At 72.8% G+C, this 22,065-nt stretch carries 21 protein-coding genes; 10 read left to right on the top strand and 11 right to left on the bottom strand.

All coding sequences use genetic code 11. The features are described 5' to 3' along the window. The first annotated feature begins 331 nt into the window (after window positions 1-331). Entirely contained in the window at window positions 332-535 is a 204-nt protein-coding gene (locus tag I003_RS0111560; protein ID WP_027771680.1) for a hypothetical protein, read from the top strand. A 90-nt stretch (window positions 536-625) separates the two neighbouring features. On the opposite strand, the gene I003_RS0111555 is transcribed toward I003_RS0111560, so the two are convergent. After that, the gene (locus I003_RS0111555) at window positions 626-2,386 is read right to left on the bottom strand and encodes a beta-N-acetylhexosaminidase (RefSeq protein WP_027771679.1); all 1,761 of its coding nucleotides are present in this window, start codon (window positions 2,384-2,386) and stop codon (window positions 626-628) included. Window positions 2,387-2,594: 208 nt separating this feature from the next. Here I003_RS0111555 and I003_RS34725 point away from each other — a divergent pair, with 208 nt between their 5' ends. The 6 genes from I003_RS34725 (at window position 2,595) to I003_RS0111525 (ending at window position 8,280) form a co-directional block, all read left to right on the top strand. Then, window positions 2,595-3,119, top strand: coding sequence for a 2-oxo-4-hydroxy-4-carboxy-5-ureidoimidazoline decarboxylase (locus I003_RS34725; protein WP_078563929.1), 525 nt, complete (start codon window positions 2,595-2,597; stop codon window positions 3,117-3,119). Between the two features lie 96 nt (window positions 3,120-3,215). Then, on the top strand, window positions 3,216-4,634 hold the full coding sequence (locus tag I003_RS0111545) for an ATP-binding protein (protein ID WP_027771677.1): 1,419 nt from the start codon (window positions 3,216-3,218) through the stop codon (window positions 4,632-4,634). A 240-nt stretch (window positions 4,635-4,874) separates the two neighbouring features. Next, window positions 4,875-5,255 (top strand): succinate dehydrogenase, cytochrome b556 subunit, encoded by a 381-nt coding sequence (gene sdhC / locus I003_RS0111540; RefSeq protein WP_037720642.1) that lies wholly within the window; start codon window positions 4,875-4,877, stop codon window positions 5,253-5,255. 5 nt (window positions 5,256-5,260) lie between these two features. Next, window positions 5,261-5,737: a succinate dehydrogenase hydrophobic membrane anchor subunit gene (locus tag I003_RS0111535; RefSeq protein ID WP_051368191.1), complete on the top strand. Its 477-nt coding sequence runs from the start codon at window positions 5,261-5,263 to the stop codon at window positions 5,735-5,737. A 21-nt stretch (window positions 5,738-5,758) separates the two neighbouring features. Beyond that, window positions 5,759-7,513 (top strand): succinate dehydrogenase flavoprotein subunit, encoded by a 1,755-nt coding sequence (sdhA, locus tag I003_RS0111530; protein WP_027771674.1) that lies wholly within the window; start codon window positions 5,759-5,761, stop codon window positions 7,511-7,513. After that, a complete protein-coding gene (locus I003_RS0111525; RefSeq protein ID WP_027771673.1) occupies window positions 7,513-8,280 on the top strand; it encodes a succinate dehydrogenase iron-sulfur subunit in 768 nt (255 codons plus the stop codon). Before sdhA ends, I003_RS0111525 begins: the two co-directional genes overlap by 1 nt. A 28-nt stretch (window positions 8,281-8,308) precedes the next feature. Here I003_RS0111525 and I003_RS0111520 read toward each other — a convergent pair whose 3' ends face one another. The 8 genes from I003_RS0111520 to I003_RS0111485 form a co-directional block, all read right to left on the bottom strand. Beyond that, window positions 8,309-8,512 carry a hypothetical protein gene (locus I003_RS0111520; RefSeq protein WP_027771672.1) on the bottom strand — a complete coding sequence of 68 codons (204 nt, stop codon included), beginning with the start codon at window positions 8,510-8,512 and terminating at the stop codon, window positions 8,309-8,311. Window positions 8,513-8,683: 171 nt separating this feature from the next. Further along, window positions 8,684-9,961 carry a thymidine phosphorylase gene (locus tag I003_RS0111515; protein WP_027771671.1) on the bottom strand — a complete coding sequence of 426 codons (1,278 nt, stop codon included), beginning with the start codon at window positions 9,959-9,961 and terminating at the stop codon, window positions 8,684-8,686. Continuing rightward, window positions 9,961-10,386 carry a cytidine deaminase gene (locus I003_RS0111510; protein ID WP_027771670.1) on the bottom strand — a complete coding sequence of 142 codons (426 nt, stop codon included), beginning with the start codon at window positions 10,384-10,386 and terminating at the stop codon, window positions 9,961-9,963. The genes I003_RS0111515 and I003_RS0111510 overlap by 1 nt, the downstream gene beginning before the upstream one ends. Further along, the gene (locus tag I003_RS0111505) at window positions 10,383-11,666 is read right to left on the bottom strand and encodes an ABC transporter permease (RefSeq protein WP_027771669.1); all 1,284 of its coding nucleotides are present in this window, start codon (window positions 11,664-11,666) and stop codon (window positions 10,383-10,385) included. The genes I003_RS0111510 and I003_RS0111505 overlap by 4 nt, the downstream gene beginning before the upstream one ends. Next, on the bottom strand, window positions 11,663-12,766 hold the full coding sequence (locus I003_RS0111500) for an ABC transporter permease (RefSeq protein WP_027771668.1): 1,104 nt from the start codon (window positions 12,764-12,766) through the stop codon (window positions 11,663-11,665). The genes I003_RS0111505 and I003_RS0111500 overlap by 4 nt, the downstream gene beginning before the upstream one ends. Further along, window positions 12,763-14,445 carry an ABC transporter ATP-binding protein gene (locus I003_RS0111495; protein WP_027771667.1) on the bottom strand — a complete coding sequence of 561 codons (1,683 nt, stop codon included), beginning with the start codon at window positions 14,443-14,445 and terminating at the stop codon, window positions 12,763-12,765. Before I003_RS0111495 ends, I003_RS0111500 begins: the two co-directional genes overlap by 4 nt. A 180-nt stretch (window positions 14,446-14,625) precedes the next feature. Beyond that, a complete protein-coding gene (locus I003_RS0111490) occupies window positions 14,626-15,645 on the bottom strand; it encodes a BMP family ABC transporter substrate-binding protein (RefSeq protein WP_027771666.1) in 1,020 nt (339 codons plus the stop codon). A gap of 100 nt (window positions 15,646-15,745) precedes the next feature. Next, on the bottom strand, window positions 15,746-17,146 hold the full coding sequence (locus tag I003_RS0111485) for an MFS transporter (protein WP_106966276.1): 1,401 nt from the start codon (window positions 17,144-17,146) through the stop codon (window positions 15,746-15,748). Between the two features lie 94 nt (window positions 17,147-17,240). Between I003_RS0111485 and I003_RS0111480 the strand changes: the two genes are divergently transcribed. Beyond that, a complete protein-coding gene (locus I003_RS0111480; RefSeq protein WP_106966275.1) occupies window positions 17,241-18,188 on the top strand; it encodes a LysR family transcriptional regulator in 948 nt (315 codons plus the stop codon). A 409-nt stretch (window positions 18,189-18,597) separates the two neighbouring features. On the opposite strand, the gene I003_RS0111475 is transcribed toward I003_RS0111480, so the two are convergent. After that, window positions 18,598-19,338 carry a dienelactone hydrolase gene (locus I003_RS0111475; RefSeq protein WP_027771663.1) on the bottom strand — a complete coding sequence of 247 codons (741 nt, stop codon included), beginning with the start codon at window positions 19,336-19,338 and terminating at the stop codon, window positions 18,598-18,600. An 858-nt stretch (window positions 19,339-20,196) separates the two neighbouring features. Between I003_RS0111475 and I003_RS0111470 the strand changes: the two genes are divergently transcribed. Together I003_RS0111470 and I003_RS0111465 are read left to right on the top strand one after the other, a co-directional pair. Beyond that, window positions 20,197-21,345, top strand: a complete 1,149-nt coding sequence (locus I003_RS0111470) for an adenosine deaminase (RefSeq protein WP_027771662.1) — start codon at window positions 20,197-20,199, stop codon at window positions 21,343-21,345. 126 nt (window positions 21,346-21,471) lie between these two features. Then, entirely contained in the window at window positions 21,472-21,783 is a 312-nt protein-coding gene (locus I003_RS0111465) for a hypothetical protein (protein ID WP_486584184.1), read from the top strand. A 77-nt stretch (window positions 21,784-21,860) separates the two neighbouring features. On the opposite strand, the gene I003_RS0111460 is transcribed toward I003_RS0111465, so the two are convergent. Then, window positions 21,861-22,064, bottom strand: a complete 204-nt coding sequence (locus I003_RS0111460) for a PspC domain-containing protein (protein WP_027771660.1) — start codon at window positions 22,062-22,064, stop codon at window positions 21,861-21,863. Between the last annotated feature and the right edge of the window lies 1 nt (window position 22,065).

Raw genomic sequence — 22,065 nt, 5'->3', positions numbered from 1 at the left:
TCGACCGGGTGGGTTGGCACCCGTCGGCCGGGAGGGCGGACAAGACAGTGATGGGGCCTCTGGCCAGGCTCTTATGAAGTCACGTCCCCCGGCCCGACGGATGCAGGCGAACGTCCCCCGGACAGGGCCGACAGATCCCGTTGAAGACCCTGAGTCAGTCAGGCGTTGGGTCAGACCCCGCCGGGGAACGCTCACCTACATCCTCACTGTCAGACGTGAGCGACGTCGGACGTGAACCGAGGGGGCGGAATGTGAGTCCGCGAAGATCCCATGCGTAACGGCCGCTGAGCCTGCGCAGACGTGCCTGGCTGACCCTGGGCGCGCCGACCTCGTGGTCGGCCGGCCCTTCGCGGGCGAGCCGGCGGCGAACACCGGCGGCCAGGTCACCCTGCTGAAGGGCTCCGCGAACCGGCTGACGGCCACGGGCAAGCAGATCGTCCACCAGGCCACCGGCTCGGTGCCGGCCGCCTCCGGGGCCGGCGACGCGCTGGGCACGCCGGCCGCCGGGCGGCTGGGGGTGGAACCGGCGCCGTGAGGCGCCGGCGCCCACGGCTTCGCCGGCGAGGGGCCGTCCCCGGACGGGGGCGGCCCTTGCGGCATGCGTGCGGCCCGTCGCCGTACGCCCTCAGCCCCCGCCCCTCACCTTCTCCGCCAGATCCGCGAACTGCCTCCACTCCAGCCGCGGCTTGCGCGGGTCCCACACCTTCTGCGCCAGCGCCGCCAGCGGCAGCCTGATGCCCCGCGCCACCTGCTGCGGCGTCTGGGCGTCCGCCAGGTCGCCCCAGACCGCGAACCGGGCGCCCAGCACCTTCTCCGGACCCGCCAGCCGCTTCGGCACCGGCCGGGTCCCGCGCAGCACGGCGGGAGTCCACTCCTCGTAGATCCGCTCGCCCGTGGGGTAGATGAAGTCGTTGGGCTGGCCCAGGACGTAGTACAGGTACTCGTCGTTGAGGTTGACCAGCCGCCACCCGTCTTCCAGGAACGCCTGCGGGTCGCGTGCGAACGCCTCCCTGCCCGTCCAGTACTCGACCTCGCGGTTGTGGTCCGGACGGACCTTCGCGCCCGCGATGAAGCCGTCGTTCCACGCCTTGACCTTCTTGCCGTGCTTCCTGACCGTGTCCGCACGCTCGTTCAGCCAGGAGGCGTTGAGGTCGGCGACGACCGCGCCGGCGCCGAAGCGTTCGCGGGCGGCGGCGGCCAGGCGCGGGTAGCGGGCCTCGGGGTCGCTCGCCATCAGCGCCACGTACTCGTCGCCGCCGATGTGCATGTACGGGCCGGGGAAGAGCTTCGCGTACTCCGTCAGCAGGTCGTCCACGAGGCTGGCCGCGCGCGGCTTGGAGATGTCGATCGCGCCCTCCACCGGCGTGCCCTCCGCGGTCTTCAGTTGCAGGTCCGGGTGGGCGTCGAGGACGGCGCCGAGGTGGCCGGGGGAGTCGATCTCGGGGATGACGGTGATGTGGAGGTCCGCGGCGAGTTTCAGCAGGCCCTCGACCTCGGCCTTGGTGAGGTGCGGGTCGGAGACCACCTCGGGGTGGCTCTCGCTCTCGATCCGGAACGCCTGGTCGTCGGAGAGGTGGAGGTGGAGCTGGTTGAGCTTGAGGTCGGCCATCTCCCGGAGCCGGTCGGCCAGCCACGCGGCGCTGTAGTGCTTGCGGGCGATGTCGACCATGAGCCCGCGCTGGGGGCGGTCGGGGCGGTCGTCGATGCGGCCGGGCGGCACGCCGCCGTCGGCGCGCGCGGCCTGCAGGAGGGTGCGGGTGCCGTAGAAGACGCCGGTGTCGGTGGCGGCGGTGACGGTGGCGCGGCCGTCGGCGACGTCGACGCGGTACGCCTCGGGGCCGCCGGTGCGGCGGGGTTGGAGCCGGAGGCGGATGTCGCCCTCGCGTCGCCCGAGCGCCGTGGACCGGTCGCCGTCGTCGTCGGCGTAGCCCATGCCGAGTTCGCCGGCGAGGCGCATGGACTCGCCGGTCAGCTCGCCGTCCTCGGCGATGACGCGGGCGTCGTCGGCGGGCCGCCAGCCGGTGCCCCCGGTGCGCTCGAAGGAGCGGACGGCGGGGACGGTGCGGGGATCCGGGAGCGGCTTCGAGCGGTCGGCGCGGGGCCGGGTGCGGTCCTCCCCGGCGGCCGTCGCCGGCGGGGTGCCGCCGCCCGCGGTGCGGTCGGCGGCGGCGCCGGTGCCGCGGTGGGGGCCGCCGTCGCCGTCTCCGCCGCCGAGCACGGGGAGCAGGGCGAGGAGCACGGCGGTGGCGGCCAGGGCGGCGCCCACGGCCCAGTACAGCGCCCTGCGGGGCCCCCGGAGGGCGCGGAGCGCTCCGGGGCGGTGACGGGCGTGCCGGCCGGCGGGGGACCGGCGCGGGGGGCGGGGCATACGCGGGGGGAATCGCATGGTGTGGGGGACCTTCCGGGGGGCCACGGCGGGCGTGGGGTGATCAGGATTCCGTCGACTTCACTCCCGGCAAACCTCCTCATACGGGTGAACACTCGGCCGGTACGACCGTAACGTTCGGTTCCGGCCGTTAGCGTGGCGCAGCGCTGTTCGACCGTAGCCGTCGCCGGTACGCGCCCGCGCACCCGGCACGCCCCAGGGAGCCACCCTGCCCACACCGACCCCTCGCGCGACCCGCGCCGCCGGTGCTGCCGCCGACCCGAACCGCCTGGCGGCCTTCAACGCGGCCTCCGCCGCCGACGCCGAGCGCGCGCTCCTCGACTGCCTCGACGACCACCACTGGGCCCGCCGCCTCACCGCCCACCGCCCGTACCCCGACCTCGACGCCCTGCTCGCCGCCGCCGACGAGGCCAGCTACGACCTCGCCCCCGGCGCCGTCGCGGGCGCCCTGACCGACGACACCACCGTCCTGCCCCCGGCCGCGGGCCCCGCCGAGCGGACGGCGCTGCGGGCGGCGCACGCCGCGTACGAGAGCCGCTTCGGCCACTCCTTCGTCCTCTGCCTCGACGGCTGCTCGGAGGACGAGCGCCTGGACCACACCCTGGACGCCCTCCGCACCCGCCTCGGCAACGAGCCCGACGAGGAACGTCTGGTGGCCGCCGAAGAACTCCGCCGCCGGGCCCGCGCCCGCCTCACCCGCATGCTGGCCCCCGACACGCCCACCCACCCGTAACGGCCCTCCGGCCGCGCCCGGCCACCTCACCCGCTATAGTGCTAACATCGATGTTACTAATCCAAATGTTAGTAACAGGCGTGGAGGTCGGCAGCGGTGGTGGATTTCGTGGGCCGCCGGCAGGAACTGGCGACGCTGGAGCGAGAGCTGCAGAAGGTGGCGGCGGGCATCGGCGGGGAGCGGCCCGGTCGGTGCGTGATGCTGCGCGGGCGGCGCCGGGTGGGGAAGTCGCGGCTGGTCGAGCGGTTCGTGGAGCGCTCCGGGGCTCCGTTCCTGTTCTACGCGGCGACCGGTGCCTCCCCGGGTACCGATCTGGCACGGCTGGCCCGTGACGCGCGGGTGTCCACGCTGCCGTCGGCGGGGCTGGTGGCCGCCGCGCGGCCGGAGAGCTGGGACGCCGCGTTCGACGTGCTGGCCGCGGCGCTGCCCGCCGACCGGGCGAGCGTGCTGGTCATCGACGAGGTGCCGTACCTGATGGACGCCGACGGCGCCTTCGAGGGCATGCTGCAGCGTGCCTGGGACCGGGTGCTGGAGACCAGGCCGGTGCTGCTGGTCCTGATCGGCTCCGATCTGTCGATGATGGAGGCGCTGAACGCCTACGGGCGGCCGTTCCACCAGCGCGGCCGGGAGATGGTGCTGGGGCCGCTGAACCCCGCCGAGGTGGGGAGCATGCTCGGGCTGGAGCCGGCGGAGGCGTTCGACGCGGCGCTGGTCACCGGCGGGCTGCCGCTGATCTGCGCGGACTGGCCGCACGGCGCGGGGCTGTGGGACTTCCTGGGCGAGGCACTGGGGGATCCGGTCTCGCCGCTGCTGGTGTCGGCCGAGCGCTCGCTGGCCGCCGAGTTCCCCCCGCAGGCTCAGGCGCGTACGGTGCTGGCGGCCATCGGAAGCGGCGAGCGGACCTTCACCAACATCGCCCGGGCCGCCGGCGGGATCGGGGCCACGCCGCTGCAGCGGGCGCTTGATCTGCTGACGGACAAGCGCATCGTCGCCCGGGAGCTGCCCGTATCGCTGCGCCCGTCGAAGGACCGCCGCTACCGGGTGGCGGATCCGTACCTGCGTTTCTGGCTGCGCTTCCTCGGACCGTCCATGGAGGAGATCGAGCGGGGGCGCGGTGATCTGACCCTGGTACGCATCCGGGAGAGCTGGACGAGCTGGCGCGGCCGGGCCGTCGAGCCCCTCGTCCGTGAGGCGTTGGCGCGGATGCTGCCCGACGGCAGGCTGCCAGCGGCCCCCGCGGTGGGCGGCTTCTGGACCCGTACCAACGACGTCGAGATCGACATCGTCGGGGCGGACCGCGCCCCCGTGGCCGGGGAGCTGCTCTTCGTCGGCTCCGTCAAGTGGCTGGAGCAGTCGCCCTTCGACCGGCACGACCTGGCCGCTCTCCAGCGCCACCGCGCCGCCCTCACCGGCGAGCCCGTTCCGGCCGTGGCGGTGTCGCGCAGCGGAGTCGACTGCCCCGGGCTGGACGCCGCCTACGGCCCCCGGGATCTGCTGGCCGCCTGGCCGCCGTGAGGCTTCCGTGCGCGCCGGCCCGGCCGGGAACCGGGCCCGGGCGTTCCGCTCCGGCCGTGGTCACCGGCTAGGCCACGTGCGTGCCTGATTGATCACACCTGCACCCCCATGACCGGTGTGCCGACGCACCGTCGCTACGATGGCGAAGGCCGGTGGACCGTACCCGGCCGGGTCATGACCGACAGTGCACTACCCGAGCCCTGACGGCCGGCCCCCGATCAGTATCCGGAGGGTTTTTCCGTGCCGGCTGGAACGCTCTACCGCGGCCGGGAAGGCATGTGGTCCTGGGTGGCGCACCGCGTCACCGGCGTCCTCATCTTTTTCTTCCTGTTCGTCCACGTCCTCGACACCGCCCTGGTGCGGGTCTCCCCCGAGGCGTACGACGACGTGGTGGCCACGTACAAGACGCCGATCGTGTCGCTGCTGGAGTACGGGCTCGTCGCCGCCGTCCTCTTCCACGCCCTCAACGGGCTGCGCGTCGTCGCCGTCGACTTCTGGTCGAAGGGCGTCCGGCTGCAGAAGCCGATGCTGTGGACCGTGGTCGGGATCTGGGCAGTGCTCATGGCCGGGGCGATCTATCCGGTGCTCGGCCACGCCGCGCGCGATGTGTTCGGGAGCTGACGACCATGACCATCTCCGATGTCGAGCTGACCGGCTCCACCGCCGCGTACTCCGCCGACAACCCCGCCCCGCTCATCGAGCCCCCGCGCGCCCGCACCCCGCGCACCGCCCGGTCCACCTCCCGTACCCGCACCAACTTCGAGCTGTACGGCTGGGTGTTCATGCGGCTGTCGGGGATCGTGCTCGCGGTCCTGGTCGTCGGCCACCTGCTGATCCAGTTGGTGCTGGACGGCGGCGTCAGCAAGGTCAGCTTCGCCTTCGTCGCCGGCCGCTGGGCGTCCCCCTTCTGGCAGGGCTGGGACCTGCTCATGCTCTGGCTCGCGATGCTGCACGGCGCCAACGGGCTGCGCACGGTCATCAACGACTACGCCGAGCGCGACGGCACCCGCTTCTGGCTGAAGATGCTGCTGTACGCCGCCACGGTCTTCACCGTCCTCCTGGGCACGTTGGTGATCTTCACCTTCGACCCGAACATCCGCTGACGCGGCGAAGAGGTTCCCCTCATGCAGATCCACAAGTACGACACCGTGATCGTCGGCGCGGGCGGCGCCGGCATGCGCGCCGCCATCGAGGCGACGAAGCGCAGCCGTACCGCCGTGCTGACCAAGCTGTACCCGACGCGCTCCCACACCGGCGCCGCGCAGGGCGGCATGGCCGCCGCCCTCGCGAACGTCGAGGAGGACAACTGGGAGTGGCACACCTTCGACACCATCAAGGGCGGCGACTACCTGGTCGACCAGGACGCCGCCGAGATCCTGGCGAAGGAGGCCATCGACGCGGTCCTCGACCTGGAGAAGATGGGCCTGCCCTTCAACCGGACCCCGCAGGGCCGCATCGACCAGCGCCGCTTCGGCGGCCACTCGCGCAACCACGGCGAGGCGCCGGTGCGGCGCGCGTGCTACGCGGCGGACCGCACCGGCCACATGATCCTGCAGACGCTCTACCAGAACTGCGTGAAGGAGGGCGTGGAGTTCTTCAACGAGTTCTACGTCCTCGACCAGCTCATCGTCGAGGTCGACGGCGTGAAGCGGTCGGCCGGCGTGGTCGCGTACGAGCTGGCCACCGGTGAGATCCACGTCTTCCAGGCCAAGGCCGTCGTCTACGCCTCGGGCGGCAACGGCAAGTTCTTCAAGGTCACCTCGAACGCCCACACCCTGACCGGCGACGGCCAGGCGTCGGTGTTCCGCCGCGGGCTGCCCCTGGAGGACATGGAGTTCTTCCAGTTCCACCCGACCGGCATCTGGCGGATGGGCATCCTGCTCACCGAAGGGGCGCGCGGCGAGGGCGGCATCCTGCGCAACAAGGACGGCGAGCGCTTCATGGAGAAGTACGCGCCCGTCATGAAGGACCTCGCCTCGCGCGACGTCGTCTCCCGCGCGATCTACACCGAGATCCGCGAGGGCCGCGGCTGCGGCCCCGAGGGCGACCACGTCTACCTGGACCTCACCCACCTGCCGCCGGAGCAACTGGACGCGAAGCTGCCGGACATCACGGAGTTCGCGCGTACGTACCTGGGGATCGAGCCGTACACCGACCCGATCCCGATCCAGCCGACCGCGCACTACGCGATGGGCGGTATCCCCACCAACGTGCGCGGCGAGGTGCTGGCGGACAACACCACGGTCGTCCCCGGGCTGTACGCGGCCGGGGAGGTCGCCTGCGTCTCCGTGCACGGCGCCAACCGGCTGGGCACCAACTCGCTGCTCGACATCAACGTCTTCGGCCGCCGCGCGGGCATCGCCGCGGCGGAGTTCGCGGCGACCGCGGACCACGTCGAACTGCCCGAGGACCCGGCGGCGTTCGTGGCCGGCGAGGTGGAGCGGCTGCGCGACGCGGCGGGCAAGGAGCGGGTGTCGGAGCTGCGGCGCGAGCTGCAGGAGACGATGGACAAGAACGTGATGGTCTTCCGCACGGAGCAGACCATCAAGGAGGCGGTCGAGAAGCTCGCGGAGCTGCGCGCGCGGTACAAGAACGTGAGCATCCAGGACAAGGGCCGGCGGTTCAACACCGACCTGCTGGAGGCGATCGAGCTGGGCAACCTGCTCGACCTCGCCGAGGTCATGGCGATCTCCGCGCTCGCCCGCAAGGAGTCCCGGGGCGGCCACTACCGCGAGGACTACCCGAACCGCGACGACGTCAACTTCATGCGCCACACGATGGCGTACCGCGAGGTCGGCGACGACGGCACGGAGACCGTCCGGCTCGACTACAAGCCGGTCGTGCAGACCCGCTACCAGCCGATGGAGCGTAAGTACTGATGGCAACACCCGTGTTGGACAAGGCCGAAGCCGCATCGCCCGAGCCGGCCGATTCCCCGTACATCACCGCGACGTTCCGCATCCGCAGGTTCAACCCGGAGGCGGCGGCGGAGGCGTACTGGGAGGACTTCCGGGTCGAGATCGACCCGAAGGAGCGGGTCCTCGACGCGCTGCACAAGATCAAGTGGGACATGGACGGCACCCTCACCTTCCGCCGCTCCTGCGCCCACGGCATCTGCGGCTCCGACGCGATGCGCATCAACGGCCGCAACAGGCTGGCCTGCAAGACCCTGATCAAGGACCTCGCACCGGAGAAGCCGATCACGGTGGAGCCGATAAAGGGCCTGACGGTGCAGAAGGACCTGATCGTCGACATGGAGCCGTTCTTCCAGGCGTACCGCGACGTGATGCCCTTCCTGGTGGCCCACGGCAACGAGCCGACGCGCGAACGCCTCCAGTCGGCGGAGGACCGGGAGCGGTTCGACGACACGACGAAGTGCATCCTGTGCGCGGCGTGCACCAGCTCGTGCCCGGTCTACTGGAACGACGGCCAGTACTTCGGCCCGGCGGCGATCGTCAACGCCCACCGCTTCATCTTCGACAGCAGGGACGAGGCGGGGGAACAGCGTCTGGAGATCCTCAACGACCGGGACGGGGTGTGGCGCTGCCGCACGACGTTCAACTGCACGGAGGCCTGCCCCCGCGGGATCGAGGTGACGAAGGCGATCCAGGAGGTCAAGCGTGCGCTGATCACGCGGCGCTTCTAGCGGTACGCGACCGGCGCCGGACCGCGGCTCAGCCGTGGAGGTCGAGCACCACGCGCAGTGCCGCGAAGACCCGCGCCATGGTCGCGTCTTCCACGGTGCCGAGGCAGGTCCCCGCGCGGATGCGCCGGGCCGTCAGGGAGGTGCAGTCCACGGCGACCGCCGCCCCCTGAACGGGAGAGTCGATCGGGACGGTGACGACCGTGTCCGGGGCGCCTCGGCCTTGTGCCGCCATGCGGTACTTCGCAGCCGCCCGGGGGCCCCACGGTCCCTTCCCCGGACGGCTGCGGATCGCTGCGGTGATCGGCCGGCGAAGGCCCTCCCGCGGGGGCCGGTCACCGGAAACCCGGCGCCGCGGTTCCCGGCTGTCGACGGACGACGACAACCGGCAGCTCACCACCCCGGTTCAGTCCAGCCTGTCCAGGATCAGCGGGCCCCGCCTCACCGCCGCCCCGGGCGGCGCCACGTCGTACGACGCCTCCAGAGCCTCCAGCGCGTCCGGGATCCGCTCCGCGGTGTCCGTGTGCAGCGTCAGCAGCGGCTGGCCCGCCGTCACCGGCGTGCCGGGCTTGGCGTGGAGTTCCACGCCCGCCGCCGCCTGCACCGGGTCCTCCTTGCGGGCGCGGCCCGCGCCCAGGCGCCAGGCCGCCAGGCCGACCGCGTAGGCGTCCAGGCGCGTGAGGACGCCCGTCGCCGGGGCCGGCACCGTGTGGGTCTCGCGGGCCGTGGGGAGCGGGGCCGACGGGTCGCCGCCCTGGGCGGCGATCATGCGGCGCCAGACGTCCATCGCCGAGCCGTCCGCCAGTGCCGCCGCCGGGTCCGCGTCGGGCAGGCCCGCCGCCGTCAGCATCTCGGTGGCCAGCGCGAGCGTCAGCTCCACCACGTCCGCCGGGCCGCCGCCCGCCAGGACCTCCAGCGACTCGCGGACCTCCAGCGCGTTGCCCGCCGTCAGCCCCAGCGGCGTGGACATGTCGGTGAGCAGCGCCACGGTACGCAGCCCGTGGTCGTTGCCCAGGCCCACCATCGTCGCGGCGAGCTCGCGCGCCCTGTCCAGGTCCTTCATGAACGCGCCCGAGCCGACCTTCACGTCCAGCACCAGCGCGCCCGTGCCCTCGGCGATCTTCTTCGACATGATCGAGGAGGCGATGAGCGGGATCGACTCCACCGTGCCGGTCACGTCCCGCAGCGCGTACAGCTTGCGGTCGGCGGGCGCCAGGCCCGATCCCGGGGCGCAGATCACGGCGCCGACGTCGCGCAGGATCGCCATCATCTCGTCGTTCGACAGCGAGGCCTGCCAGCCCGGGACGGCTTCCAGCTTGTCGAGCGTGCCGCCGGTGTGGCCGAGGCCGCGGCCCGACAACTGCGGCACGGCCGCCCCGCAGGCGGCGACCAGCGGCGCCAGCGGCAGCGTGATCTTGTCGCCGATGCCGCCCGTCGAGTGCTTGTCGGCGGTCGGGCGCGGCAGCGCGGTGAAGTCCATCCGCTCGCCGGAGGCGATCATCGCCGCGGTCCAGCGGGCGATCTCGTCGCGGTCCATGCCGTTGAGCAGTATCGCCATGGCCAGCGCGGACATCTGCTCGTCGGCGACCTCGCCGCGGGTGTACGCGGCCACGACCCAGTCGATCTGCTCGTCGGAGAGCCGGTCGCGGTCGCGCTTCGCGCGGATGACGGAGATGGCGTCCATCAGTTCTGCGATCCTCCGCTTCGGATCCTGGACAACTCGAACGGGCCGAAGGCGTCCGGCAGCAGTTCTGCCAGCGGACGGACGCCCGCCGGGGTATCGAGGAGCAGCTCGGGGCCGCCGTGTTCGCTGAGCAACTGGCGGCAGCGGCCGCACGGCAGGATGAGCTGCCCCTCGCCGTTGACGCAGGTGAAGTGGGTGAGCCGGCCGCCGCCGGAGGCGTGCAGCGCCGAGACGAGACCGCACTCGGCACACAGCCCGACGCCGTACGAGGCGTTCTCCACGTTGCAGCCGACGACGGTACGGCCGTCGTCCACGAGCGCCGCGGCGCCCACGGGGTACCGCGAGTACGGGGCGTACGCCCGGGACATCGCGTCCCGGGCCGCCTGCCGCAGCGCCTCCCAGCGCTCGGGCTCCGGTGACGTCACGAACTCTCTCCCCTTCGGTAGCGTTTGCCGATCCACTTCGGCACCCGCAGCCGCTGCGCGAACACCGCCAGCACCACCAGGGTGGTGACGTACGGCGTCGCCTCCACGACCTCGCGCGGCACCGTGTCCGTCGCCGCGTACAGCACTCCGAGGAGCACCGCGGCGACGCCCGCCGCTATCGCCGCCCGGGCGCCGCCGCGTACGTACTTCGCCACCGCGTACGCCGCGAGCAGCACCGCCAGCAGCAGGAAGAGCGCGTGCACCGCCTCGCCGCCGCCGCGCAGCTGGAGGCTGTCGGTGAAGCCGAAGAGCCCGGCCGCCAGCGCCGTGCCGCCGGGCCGCCAGTTACCGAAGATCATCGAGGCCAGCCCGATGTACCCGCGGCCGCCGGTCTGGCCCTCCAGGTAGATGTGCGTGAAGGTGACCAGGAACGCCCCGCCGAGACCGGCGAGCGCACCGGAGACGGCCAGCGCCGCGTACTTGTACAGGTAGACGTTCACGCCCAGCGACTCCGCGGCCACCGGGTTCTCGCCGCAGGACCGCAGCCGCAGCCCGAACGCCGAGCGCCACAGCACGTAGTACGTGAGCACGAAGAGGATCGCCGCGACCAGGATCAGGTACGACACGTCGCCGGTGAGCCCGCCCAGGATCCCGGCGGTGTCGGAGACGAAGAACCAGTGTTTCTCCTCCAGATCCCCCAGCCAGTCGGAGAGCCCGGGGACGGAGAACGTGTGCATGTCGTCGACTTGCGGCGACTGCTTGTCGGTGCCGCCCGCCGCCAGCGCGTCCCCGTCCGCGAAGAAGATCTTCGCCAGGTACTGGGTCGTGCCCAGCGCGAGGATGTTGATCGCCACACCGGACACGATGTGATCGACGCCGAACGTGACCGTGGCCATCGCGTGCACCAGGCCGCCCAGCGCCCCGCCGATCACCCCGGCGAGCGCGCCCGCCCACGGCCCGTGCTGCCAGCCGACCCAGCCGGCGAAGAACGTGCCGAGGATCATCATGCCTTCGAGGCCGATGTTGATCACACCGGACCGCTCCGCCCAGAGCCCGCCGAGGCCGGCCAGGCCGATCGGCACGGCCAGCGCGAGCGCGCCGCCGATCTGCGCGGAGGCGGTGAGGTTGGTGGTGTCGGTGAGCGCACGGACCGCGGACAGCAGCAGCAGGCCGGCGGCGACGAGCAGGAGCACCTGCGGCAGGCCGAGCCGCCGCCTGCCGTCGTCGGCCGACGGTCGCTTGGCGGGCGTGACGGCGCCCGTCTTGGTCACCGTACTCACGCGCCCACCTCCGCCTTCTCCGTCTTGCGTGCCTGGGCCAGCTCCTCGCCGACGCGCCGCTGCTGGTCCCGCAGCGCCCAGCGGCGCACGACCTCGTAGGCGATGACGACGCAGAGCACGATGATGCCCTTGATGACTTCGACGATCTTCTGGTCGTAGCCCTCGAACTCGAGCTGCGTGCCGGTGCGCTCCAGGAACGCCCACAGCAGCGCGCCGAGCGCGATGCCCACGGGATGGTTGCGGCCGAGGAGGGCGATGGCGATGCCGGTGAAGCCGACGCCGAGCGGGAAGTCGGTGCCGTAGTTGTACGACTCGCCGAGCAGCGTCGGCATCCCGACCAGGCCGGCGACGGCGCCGGAGAGCACCATGCTGGTGACGATCATGCGCTTGACGTCCACGCCGCTCGCCGCGGCGGCCGTCTCGGACTGGCCGACGCTGCGCAGGTCGAAGCCGAAGCGGGTGCGGTTGAGGATGAACCAGTACAGGACGCCGGCGAGCACGGCGAAGACCACGAAGCCGTTGATGTCGCCGACCGAGGTCCCGAACATGAAGATGTGGCCGGACGACGGCAGGTCGGGGGTGTGGGTGAGGTTCCCGTCCTTCTCGCCGAGGCGGCCCGCGGTGAGGTAGTAGCCGATGACGGCGCCGGCGATCGAGTTGAGCATGATCGTCGTGATGACTTCGCTGACGCCGCGGGTGGTGCGCAGCACACCCGCGATGCCCGCCCAGATCGCGCCGACGCCCATGGCGACCAGGATGATCACCGGGATCTGGATGATGCCGGGCAGCGACAGCGCGCCGCCGACGGCCGCGGCGAAGAAGGCCGCGATGCGGTACTGGCCGTCGACGCCGATGTTGAAGAGGTTCATCCGGAAGCCGATGGCCACGGCGAGCGCCGAGAGGAAGAACATCGTCGACTTGTTGACGATGTAGACGGCGCTGCGGTCGGTCGTGCCGAACTCGATCATGACCTGGTAGGCCCGGAACGGGTCCTTCCCGGAGAGCAGGATGATCAGCGAGGTCAGCACCAGCGCGGCGAAGACCGCGAGCACCGGGGCGCCGACCGCGGTGATCAGCTTGTCCCTGTCGAGGCGTTTCATCGCTGACGGCCTCCGCCCTGCTCGTCGTTGCCGGTGGCGGCGCCGCGCGGTTTCGGCACCGAGGCGTCCTTGGCCACCGAGGCGTCCTTCGCCACCGTGCTGTCCTCCAGGTGTCCGCTCGCTGCGCCCGTCATCGCGCTGCCCAGCTCCTCCGGCGTGATCGCCGCCGGGTCCGCGCCGGCGACCAGCCGCCCGCGGTACATCACCCGCAGCGTGTCGGAGAGCCCGATCAGCTCGTCCAGGTCCGCGGAGATCAGCAGCACCGCGAGGCCCTCGCGGCGGGCCTCGCGGATCTGCTCCCAGATCTCCGCCTGCGCCCCGACGTCCACGCCGCGCGTGGGGTGGGCGGCGATGAGCAGCTTCGGCCGGTGGCTCATCTCCCGGCCGACGATCAGCTTCTGCTGGTTGCCGCCGGAGAGCGAGGCGGCGGTGACGTCGATGCCGGGGGTGCGGACGTCGTACTCGGCGACGATCCGCTTCGTGTCCTTACGGGCCGCGGCGGTGTCGATGAGCGCGCCGCGGCTGTTGGGGCGTTCCGTGGTGTGGCCGAGGATGCGGTTCTCCCAGAGCGGGGCCTCCAGCAGCAGGCCGTGCCGCTGCCGGTCCTCGGGGATGTAGCCGATGCCGCCTTCGCGGCGCTTGCGGGTGGCGGCGTGGCTGATGTCGGCGCCGTCCAGGACGATGCTCCCGCCGTCCGGGTCGCGCAGCCCCATGATCGCCTCGACCAGCTCGGACTGGCCGTTGCCCTCCACGCCGGCGATGCCCAGCACCTCGCCCTTGTGGATGGTGAAGAAGATGCGGTCCAGCACCTCGCGCGTCACGCCGTCGGGGTCGACGGCCGACAGGTGCAGGTCGTTGACCTGGAGCATCGGTATGCCGGTGACCGTCGACTCACGGGTCTCGGGGGTGGGCAGCTCGCTGCCCACCATCAGCTCGGCGAGCTGCTTGGAGGTGACGTCGGCGGGCTTGACGGAGGCGACGGTGGTGCCGCGCCGGATGACGGTGATGTCGTCCGCGACGGCCAGCACCTCGCCGAGCTTGTGCGAGATGAACAGCACGGTCAGGCCCTCGGCCTTCAGCCCGCGCAGGTTGTCGAAGAGCGCGTCGACCTCCTGCGGGACGAGCACGGCGGTGGGCTCGTCGAGGATGAGGGTGCGGGCGCCGCGGTAGAGGACCTTGAGGATCTCCACCCGCTGCCGGTCGGCGACGCCGAGGTCCTCGACCAGCACGTCGGGGCGGATACCGAGGCCGTACGCCGCCGACAGCTCCATGATCTTCGCGCGCGCCCGCTCGCCGATGCCGTGCAGCTTCTCGCTGCCCAGCACGGTGTTCTCCAGCACGGTGAGGTTGTCGGCGAGCATGAAGTGCTGGTGCACCATGCCGATGCCGCGCGCGATGGCGTCGGCCGGGCTGTGGAACGTGACCGGCGCGCCGTCGAGCGTGATGGTGCCCTCGTCCGGCTTCTGCATGCCGTAGAGGATCTTCATCAGGGTGGACTTGCCCGCGCCGTTCTCGCCGACGAGGGCGTGGACGGTGCCGCGGCGCACGGTGATGTCGATGTCGTGGTTGGCGACGACGCCGGGGAAGCGTTTCGTGATGCCGTGGAGCTCGACGGCGGCCGTGGCCGCGGGCGGGTCAGGTGCCGTGGAGCTGCTGCTGGGGGCTGTGATGGCGCACACTCCTCGTCGAGGGCGGTGGATGCGGGGCGGCGGACGTACCGAAGCGCCGTGCGGACGGCGCGGGTTACGGGCGCGGGTTACGGCATATCACGCTACGCGCGTAGTCCGGAGACCGGATGCACAGGGTCCGGCGGACGGTCGACCCGCTCCGTCCGCCGGACCCCGTGACACGCACCGTGCTCAGGGAGTGTCGCTGACCTTGATCTCGCCGTCGGCGATCTTCTTCTTGGCCGCGTCGATGTCGCCCTGGACGTCGTCGATGAACCCGCCGGAGGTGGCCAGGCTCACGCCGTCGTCCTTGAGCGCGAAGGTCGTGTCACCGGTGAGCGGCTTGTCGTCCTGAACGCTCTTGATGACGTCGTAGACGGCCACGTCGACGTTCTTCACGACCGAGGTCAGGATCGCGTCCTTGTAGTCGGCCAGGGCCTTGTCGCGGTACTGGTCGGAGTCGACGCCGATCGCCCAGGCGCCGTCCTGCGCGGCCACGGCCTCGATCGAGCCGGTGCCCGACAGGCCCGCGGCGCTGTAGATCACGTCCGCGTCGGCGTCGAGCATGCCCTCGGCGATGCCCTTGGCGCGCAGGGGGTCCTGGAAGCCCTTGAGGTCGCTCTCGTAGAGGTACTTCACGTCGACCTCGACGTCGGGCTTGGTCTCCTTGACGCCCTGGACGAAGCCGGCCTCGAACTTCTTGATCAGGTTGTTGTGCACGCCGCCTATGAAGCCGACCTTGCCGGTCTTGCTCTTCAGCGCGGCGGCGACGCCGGCGAGGTACGAGCCCTCGTGCTCGGCGAAGGTGACGCCGGCCACGTTCTTCCCCTGCGACGCCTCGTCGATCACGGCGAACGTGGTGTCGGGGAAGTCCTTGGCGACCTTGTTGACCGACTTGCCGTAGGCGAAGCCGACCCCGATCACCGGGTTGTAGCCCGCCTCGGCGAGGGAGGTGAGGCGCTGCTCGCGGTCGGCCTCGGTCTCGCCGTCGCGGGCGGTCAGCTCCTTGCCGCCGAGGTCGAAGTCCTTCTTGGCCTTGTCGTACCCGCGGGCCGCCGACTCGTTGAAGGAGGCGTCACTGCGGCCGCCGACGTCGAACGCGAGGCCGACGCCCTTGTCGCTGCTGCCGCTGTCGCTGCTGCACGCAGCGCTGGTGAAAGCGAGAGCCGCGGTTGCCACGCCCGCGGCGGCGATCTTGGTTACCCGGCGCAAGAGGACTTCCCCTTCGTCTTGGCGAAGCGCCTCTTTTCGGCGCTGCTTCGGGGGCATCGTAACGCGCGTAGAACAAGCTGAACCTCCGGCAACGAACCCGTTACCGGATCGTCTCCGCGCCGGTGCTTTCGACGGTCCGGGCGAGCCCGGCACGTATCGGCTGACCTGTCGGTTCACGGCGTGCGGGGCGGCGGGCGGGGACCTGCACGCGCCGGCTTGCGCGGGGCTCCTCCCCGGCTTCCGCGCGCGCTGCCGTGCGGGTCGCCGCGGTGGCCAGCCGGGTGGCGTGAACGGTGATGCCCGTGACACCGGTGAGGGCCGTGAGACCGAGGACGACGACGCCGCTCCAGCCGACCGCGTGGAAGGCGATCGCGCCGGCGGTGGCGCCCGCGCTGTTCCCGACGTAGTACGCGACCTGGTAGAGCGCCGACGCCTGCGCCTTGCCGGTCTTCGCCGCGTGGCTGACGGAGGCCGAGGCGACCGCGTGCCCGGCGAAGAAGCCCGCGGTGAGCAGCACCAACCCGGCCAGCACGGCGGCCAGGGAGTCGCCGATCGTCAGCAGCAGTCCGGCGGCGGTGGTGCCGGCGGCGGCGTACAGGGTGCCGCGGCGGCCCAGGCGGTCGACGAGCCGGCCGGCGGCGGCCGAAGAGCCGGTGCCGACGAGGTAGATGACGAAGACCGAGCCGATGAGACCCGCGGACAGCCCGAAGGGCTCGCCGGCCAGCCGGTAGCCGATCATCGTGTAGACCGAGCCGAAGACGGTCATGAACAGCAGCCCGATCGCGTACAACCGGCGCATCAGCCCGTCGGAGAGATGCCCCCGTACGGTCCGCGCGAGCGCCCGCGGCGCCGGCGGGGCGGCGGTGAAGTGCCGGGCGCGCGGCAGCAGCGCGCGGAAGGCGACCGCGCAGAGCACGGAGACCACGGCGACGGCGGCCAGCGCCGTGCGCCAGCCCCAGGCGTCCGCCGTCCAGCCGGTGAGGATGCGGCCGGCCATCCCGCCGATGCTGTTGCCCGCGACGAACAGCCCCACGGCGCCGATCACCGCCCGGGCCCGTACCTCCTCGGCGATGAACGCGATGGCCGACGCCGGGATCCCCGCGATCGCCGCGCCCTGGAGCGTGCGCAGCGCGATGAGCGCACCCAGGTCCGGCGCGAACGGCATCGCAAGACCCAGCAGCACGGCCGCCGTCAGCGACCACGTCATCGTCCGCTGCCGGCCGAACCGTTCGGAGACGGCACTGAGCGGCAGCACGGCCAGTGCGAGGGCGGCGGTGGTGGCGGAGACGGTCCAACTGGCGGCGCCGGGGCTGACGCCGAGGTCCGCGGAGAGGGTGGGCAGCAGGGCCTGGGTGGAGAACAGGAGCGTGAAGGTGGCGACGCCGGCGGCGAAGAGCGCCAGGAGGACGCGGCGGTAGCCGGACTCGCCGGGGGCGTGCTTGGCAGGCACATCGGTGAGGGCGCTCACAGGGTGCGTAAGCGCCCCGGTATCGGAGGGCATGACAAGAAACGTACGGGGCCTCCCGCTCATGCGTCCAATGCGGAAAACGGCGATAATCGATGCCGTGGTGCATGAGCAGAGGTCGCGGAGGCCGATGTCACGGCTCCGTCATCGGGAAGACATCTCGGCGGGCGAGCCGGAGGAGTGGGGCGCGGTGCTCGCGCCCCGGCTCGCGCAGTTCGCGGCGGTCGCGCGCGAGGAGCACGTCACGCGCGCCGCCCGATCGCTCGGTGTGCCGCAGCCGACGCTGAGCCGGGCGATGGTGCGGCTCGAAGCCGACCTGGGGGTCGCGCTCTTCGCCCGCCGCGGGCGCACGCTGTCGCTGACGACCGCGGGCCGCGACTTCCTCGCGTACGCGGACCGCGCGCTGGCCGAGGTCGCCCGCGGGGCCGAGGCCGTACGCGCCGACGCGCACCCCGAGACGGGCAAGGTCGCCTTCGGCTTCCTGCACACCCTCGGCTCCGAGACCGTGCCGGGGCTGCTGCGGGAGTTCCGCAAGGACCATCCGCGGGTGCGCTTCGCGCTGGTGCAGAACTACGGCGAGTGGATGCTGCAGCGGCTGCGGGCCGGCGAGTTGGACCTGTGCCTCACCTCGCCGGTGCCGGACGCGCCGGACCTGGAGGCGCGGCGCCTCGACGCGCAGCGCCTCCGGCTCGTCGTCCCGGACGACCACCGGCTCGCCGGCCGCCGCCGGATCCGGCTCGCGGAGGTGGCGGAGGACCCGTTCGTGACGCTGGAGCCCGGCTACGGGATGCGGCGGATGATGGAGGAACTGTGCGCGCAGGCGGGGTTCGTGCCGCGGATCGCGTTCGAGGGGGAGGAGGCGGAGACGATCCGCGGGCTGGTCGCGGCGGGTCTCGGCGTCGCGCTGCTGCCGCCGCCCGCGGTACCGCGACCGGGGGTGGTGGAACTGGACGTCACGGCGCCACGGGCGGTGCGGGAGATCGGGGTCGCGTGGGTGGCGGGGCAGCAGGAGAGCGCGCCGGTGGGGGCGTTCCGGCGGTTTCTGCTGGGACGTCGGGGGCAGTTGCTGGCGGGCTGAGGGCCGCTGCGCGGGGCCGCTCGGCGCGGGACCGCTCGGCGCGGGACCGCTCGGCGCGGGGCCGGAGGGCTCCACACGGCGTGCCCTGCGCCGGGTGGTGCTCCCCTGCACGGTGGGCCGCTCGGCGAGGTGCCCGCCGGGACAGCGGGGCGGCTCGCGACGGCCGCCCGGTCAGCAGCCGGCGCCGCCCCGGCGCCCGGCTCGCGCGCGTCCGGCTTCCGGTGTTCCGGCGTGGTCCGGCGCGGCGTGGGCTCGGCGTTCGGTGTCCTGTGCGTCCGGCTTCCGGCGTTCTTCCGGCTCGGTGTCCGCCCGGTTTCCGGTGCCTGCCCGCGTCCGGTGCCCGCCGGGCGTCTGGCGTGTGCGTGGCGTCGGGTGCCCGCGCGGCTTTCGGCGTTCGTCGTGGCGGGCTCTATGCCGGTGCGAAGCCCGCCGCCAGCGGCATCCGCAGGCCGATCGGCGGGGGTGCGGCGAGCGCGTCGGCCAGCGGCCGGCTGTACGGGCGGCCGAAGAGCGAGCCCCTGACGAAGTCGGCGGCCAGGGCGAGGACTTCGGGCCGGTGCTGATGGAGTCCGTGGCCGTCGGAGTGCACCTCGAAGCGGCACACGTCCCTGTTGGCCTTCTTCGCCCGTACCGCCAGCCGGTACGACAGGTCCGGGTCCGTGCGCGCGTCGTCCGTGCCGTGCACGAGCAGCACGGTGCGCCCGCTCAACTGCCGTACCGGCTCGGCGTCCGCCGCCTGCGCGTCCGGCAGCCACGGCGCCAGCGCCAGCACCGAGACGACCGCTTCGTGCCCGGCGGCGCGCAGCGCGGCCCGGCCGCCGACGTCGGTGCCGACCAGCGCCACGGGCACGTCCCCGTACCGCCGTACGACCTCCTCCAGCGCCCACTCCGCATCCTGCGCGGCGTCCGCCGCCTCGCCGTTCCAGCCCCGGCAGCGGTAGTGCACGGTGTGCGCGACGAGCCCTTCGCCGCGACCGGCGCGCGTGAGCCGGCGGGCCAGCGACCACACGGAGGCGGCGGCGAACGGCGACGGCCGCCGGCTGCTCTCCCCCTCGCCCGCGGGCAGCAGCAGCGCCACCGCCTGCGCGGAGGGCGCCCCGGTGGCACGTCCGAGCCGGGCGGGGCGGTTCACGCTGGTCTTCTCGGGCATGGCAGCACGATTCCAGATGCCCTGCCTCCATGCCCAGTGGTCTGCACCACCCGGAACCCCGACCGGCCTGGCGCCCGGGGGCAGTTACCCGTCCGCACCGGCGGCGGACGGGGGTGCTCGTACCCCGGCGACGGGTCCCGCAGAGTGCGCACGCACGCACCCCGGCGGTCCGCCGGGGGAACGCCCGGGCCCGGCTCCCGGCGCCCGGGGGTGACGCCCCGACACGGTGCTCCCGCAGGCGACCCCTCCGCCCCGCCCGCGCTCCGGCCCTCACCGCGACGCGCGTCGCCCCGCTGGCGGCGCCCGGACACGCCCCGCCGGGGTCCGCGGCAAGCCGCCCCGTCGCGACAAGGACACCGAGGGCCCGGGGTTGATGCCACCCGCCCGAACGCAAGCGCGCCGCCGCGCCCGCGCGCGGCCGAGCGCCCCGGCCGCCGTCCCGGGCCGCGGCCACGACCGCGTCTCCGCCGCGCTGTGCCGCGGCGCCCAGTGCACCGGCGAGCGCCCCGGCCGGCCGCCGTCCCGCGCCGTCACCACCGCATCGCCGCCGCCGTATGGCCTCCCCGGCCCTGGCGGAGGCAGACGCCGCCTTGCCGCGCCGGACGGGACCGCCTGACGGGACGGGCACCGCGACAGGCCGCTCAACCCGGCGCGCTGCGCCGGGGCGCCCGCGCACGGCCGAGCGCCCCGGCTGCGGGCCCGCGCCGCGGCCACTAAGCGCCTCCGCCGCCCCGCGCCGGTCCGCCCGCCGCCGCGGCACCCGGGGTCGGCGCCCGCCGCCGGGCACCGTCGGGCACCGCCATCGGCCGTCTCTACGCGCGTAGGATGGCGCAAATCGTGACGAGAGAGGGGTGCCGCATGGCGGACGACAAGGGCAGGGACGCGGTGGCCGGGGTGGGGCGGGGGGCGGCGGTGCCGGACGCCGAGCGGATCCGGCGTGCGCCCAAGGTGCTGCTCCACGACCACCTCGACGGCGGCCTCCGCCCCGGCACCGTCGTCGACATCGCCCGCGAGACCGGCTACTCCGGGCTGCCGGAGAGCGACCCGGCGAAGCTGGGCGACTGGTTCCGGGAGGCCGCCGACTCCGGGTCGCTGGAGCGCTATCTGGAGACCTTCACCCACACCTGCGCCGTGATGCAGACCCGGGACGCGCTGGTGCGGGTCGCCGCCGAGTGTGCCGAGGACCTGGCCGCCGACGGCGTCGTGTACGCCGAGGTGCGCTACGCCCCCGAGCAGCACCTCCAGGACGGGCTGAGCCTGGAGCAGGTGGTGGAGGCGGTCAACGAGGGCTTCCGGGAGGGCGAGCGGCGCGCGCACGCCGCCGGGCACCGCATCCGCGTCGGCGCGCTGCTCACCGCCATGCGGCACGCCGCCCGCTCGCTGGAGATCGCCGAACTCGCCAACCGCTACCGCGATCTGGGCGTCGTCGGCTTCGACATCGCCGGCGCCGAGGCCGGCTTCCCTCCCACCCGCCACCTCGACGCCTTCGAGTTCCTCAAGCGCGAGAACAACCACTTCACCATCCACGCCGGCGAGGCGTTCGGCCTGCCGTCGATCTGGCAGGCGCTGCAGTGGTGCGGCGCCGACCGGCTCGGCCACGGCGTACGGATCATCGACGACATCCACGTCTCCGAGGACGGCACCGTCAAGCTCGGCCGGCTGGCGGCGTACGTGCGCGACAAGCGGATCCCGCTGGAGCTGTGCCCGACGTCCAACCTTCAGACCGGCGCCGCCGCCTCGTACGCCGAGCACCCCATCGGGCTGCTGCGCCGGCTCTACTTCCGCGCCACGGTCAATACCGACAACCGGCTCATGAGCGGCACGAGCATGAGCCGCGAGTTCGAGGAACTGGTGCGTACGTTCCACTACACGCTGGACGACATGCAGTGGTTCACCGTCAATGCCATGAAGTCGGCCTTCATTCCTTTCGATGAAAGGCTGGCGATGATCAACGAGGTCATCAAGCCCGGATACGCCGGGCTGAAGTCGGAGTGGCTCTTCCACTGACCGGCCCCGATCGGCTCTGACCTGCGCAGGGGGACGCCCGCCCGGCCGTGTGGCGATGGTCCTACGATCCGCGGATGGGGCCGTACGGGCCAATTTCCGGGCGGCGGGGCGGCCTTTGCCGCGGTGATGCCGGGCTGGCAGCGTTTCCCCCTGCCGCTCGACATCCGCAAGGACGAGGACCTGAATCCCATGAAGACCCGCAAGATCGTCGGTACCGCACTGCTCGGCGCCGCCTTCGCCGCCGCCGCGGCCGGTACCGCCTCCGCCACGACCGTCCCCGGTCTGCCCGACCCGGTCGGTCAGCTGACCTCCCCGCTGGCGTCGGCCACCGGCTCCCACCTGAACGGCAACAAGGGCACCGCCCATGCCCAGCCGCCGGGCCTCGGCCGGCTCGGCGCCGTGACCGGCGTGCTCCCCGCGGGCACCCTGCCGGCCTGACTGCCGTACGCACGACGAGCCGGGGCCGGCATCCGCAGCGGATGCCGGCCCCGGCTTCGTGTCGTCGGAGTCCGTCCTCACCAGGCCGGGCTGTGCGTCTTCTCCTCGCCGGGCATCATCACCCACAGCACCAGGTAGAGCAGGAACTGCGGGCCCGGCAGCAGGCAGGACACCAGGAAGATCACCCGCACCGTGGTGGGGGTCGTGCCGAAGTGCCGGGCCAGGCCCGCGCACACCCCGGCGATCATCCGGCCGTCACGCGGTCTCATCGGCAGGGCCATG

It is taken from the genome of Streptomyces sp. CNQ329, from assembly GCF_000482585.1.
The sequence above is the reverse complement of the archived record's forward strand: the minus strand, read 5'-3'. Positions and strand labels throughout refer to the sequence as shown.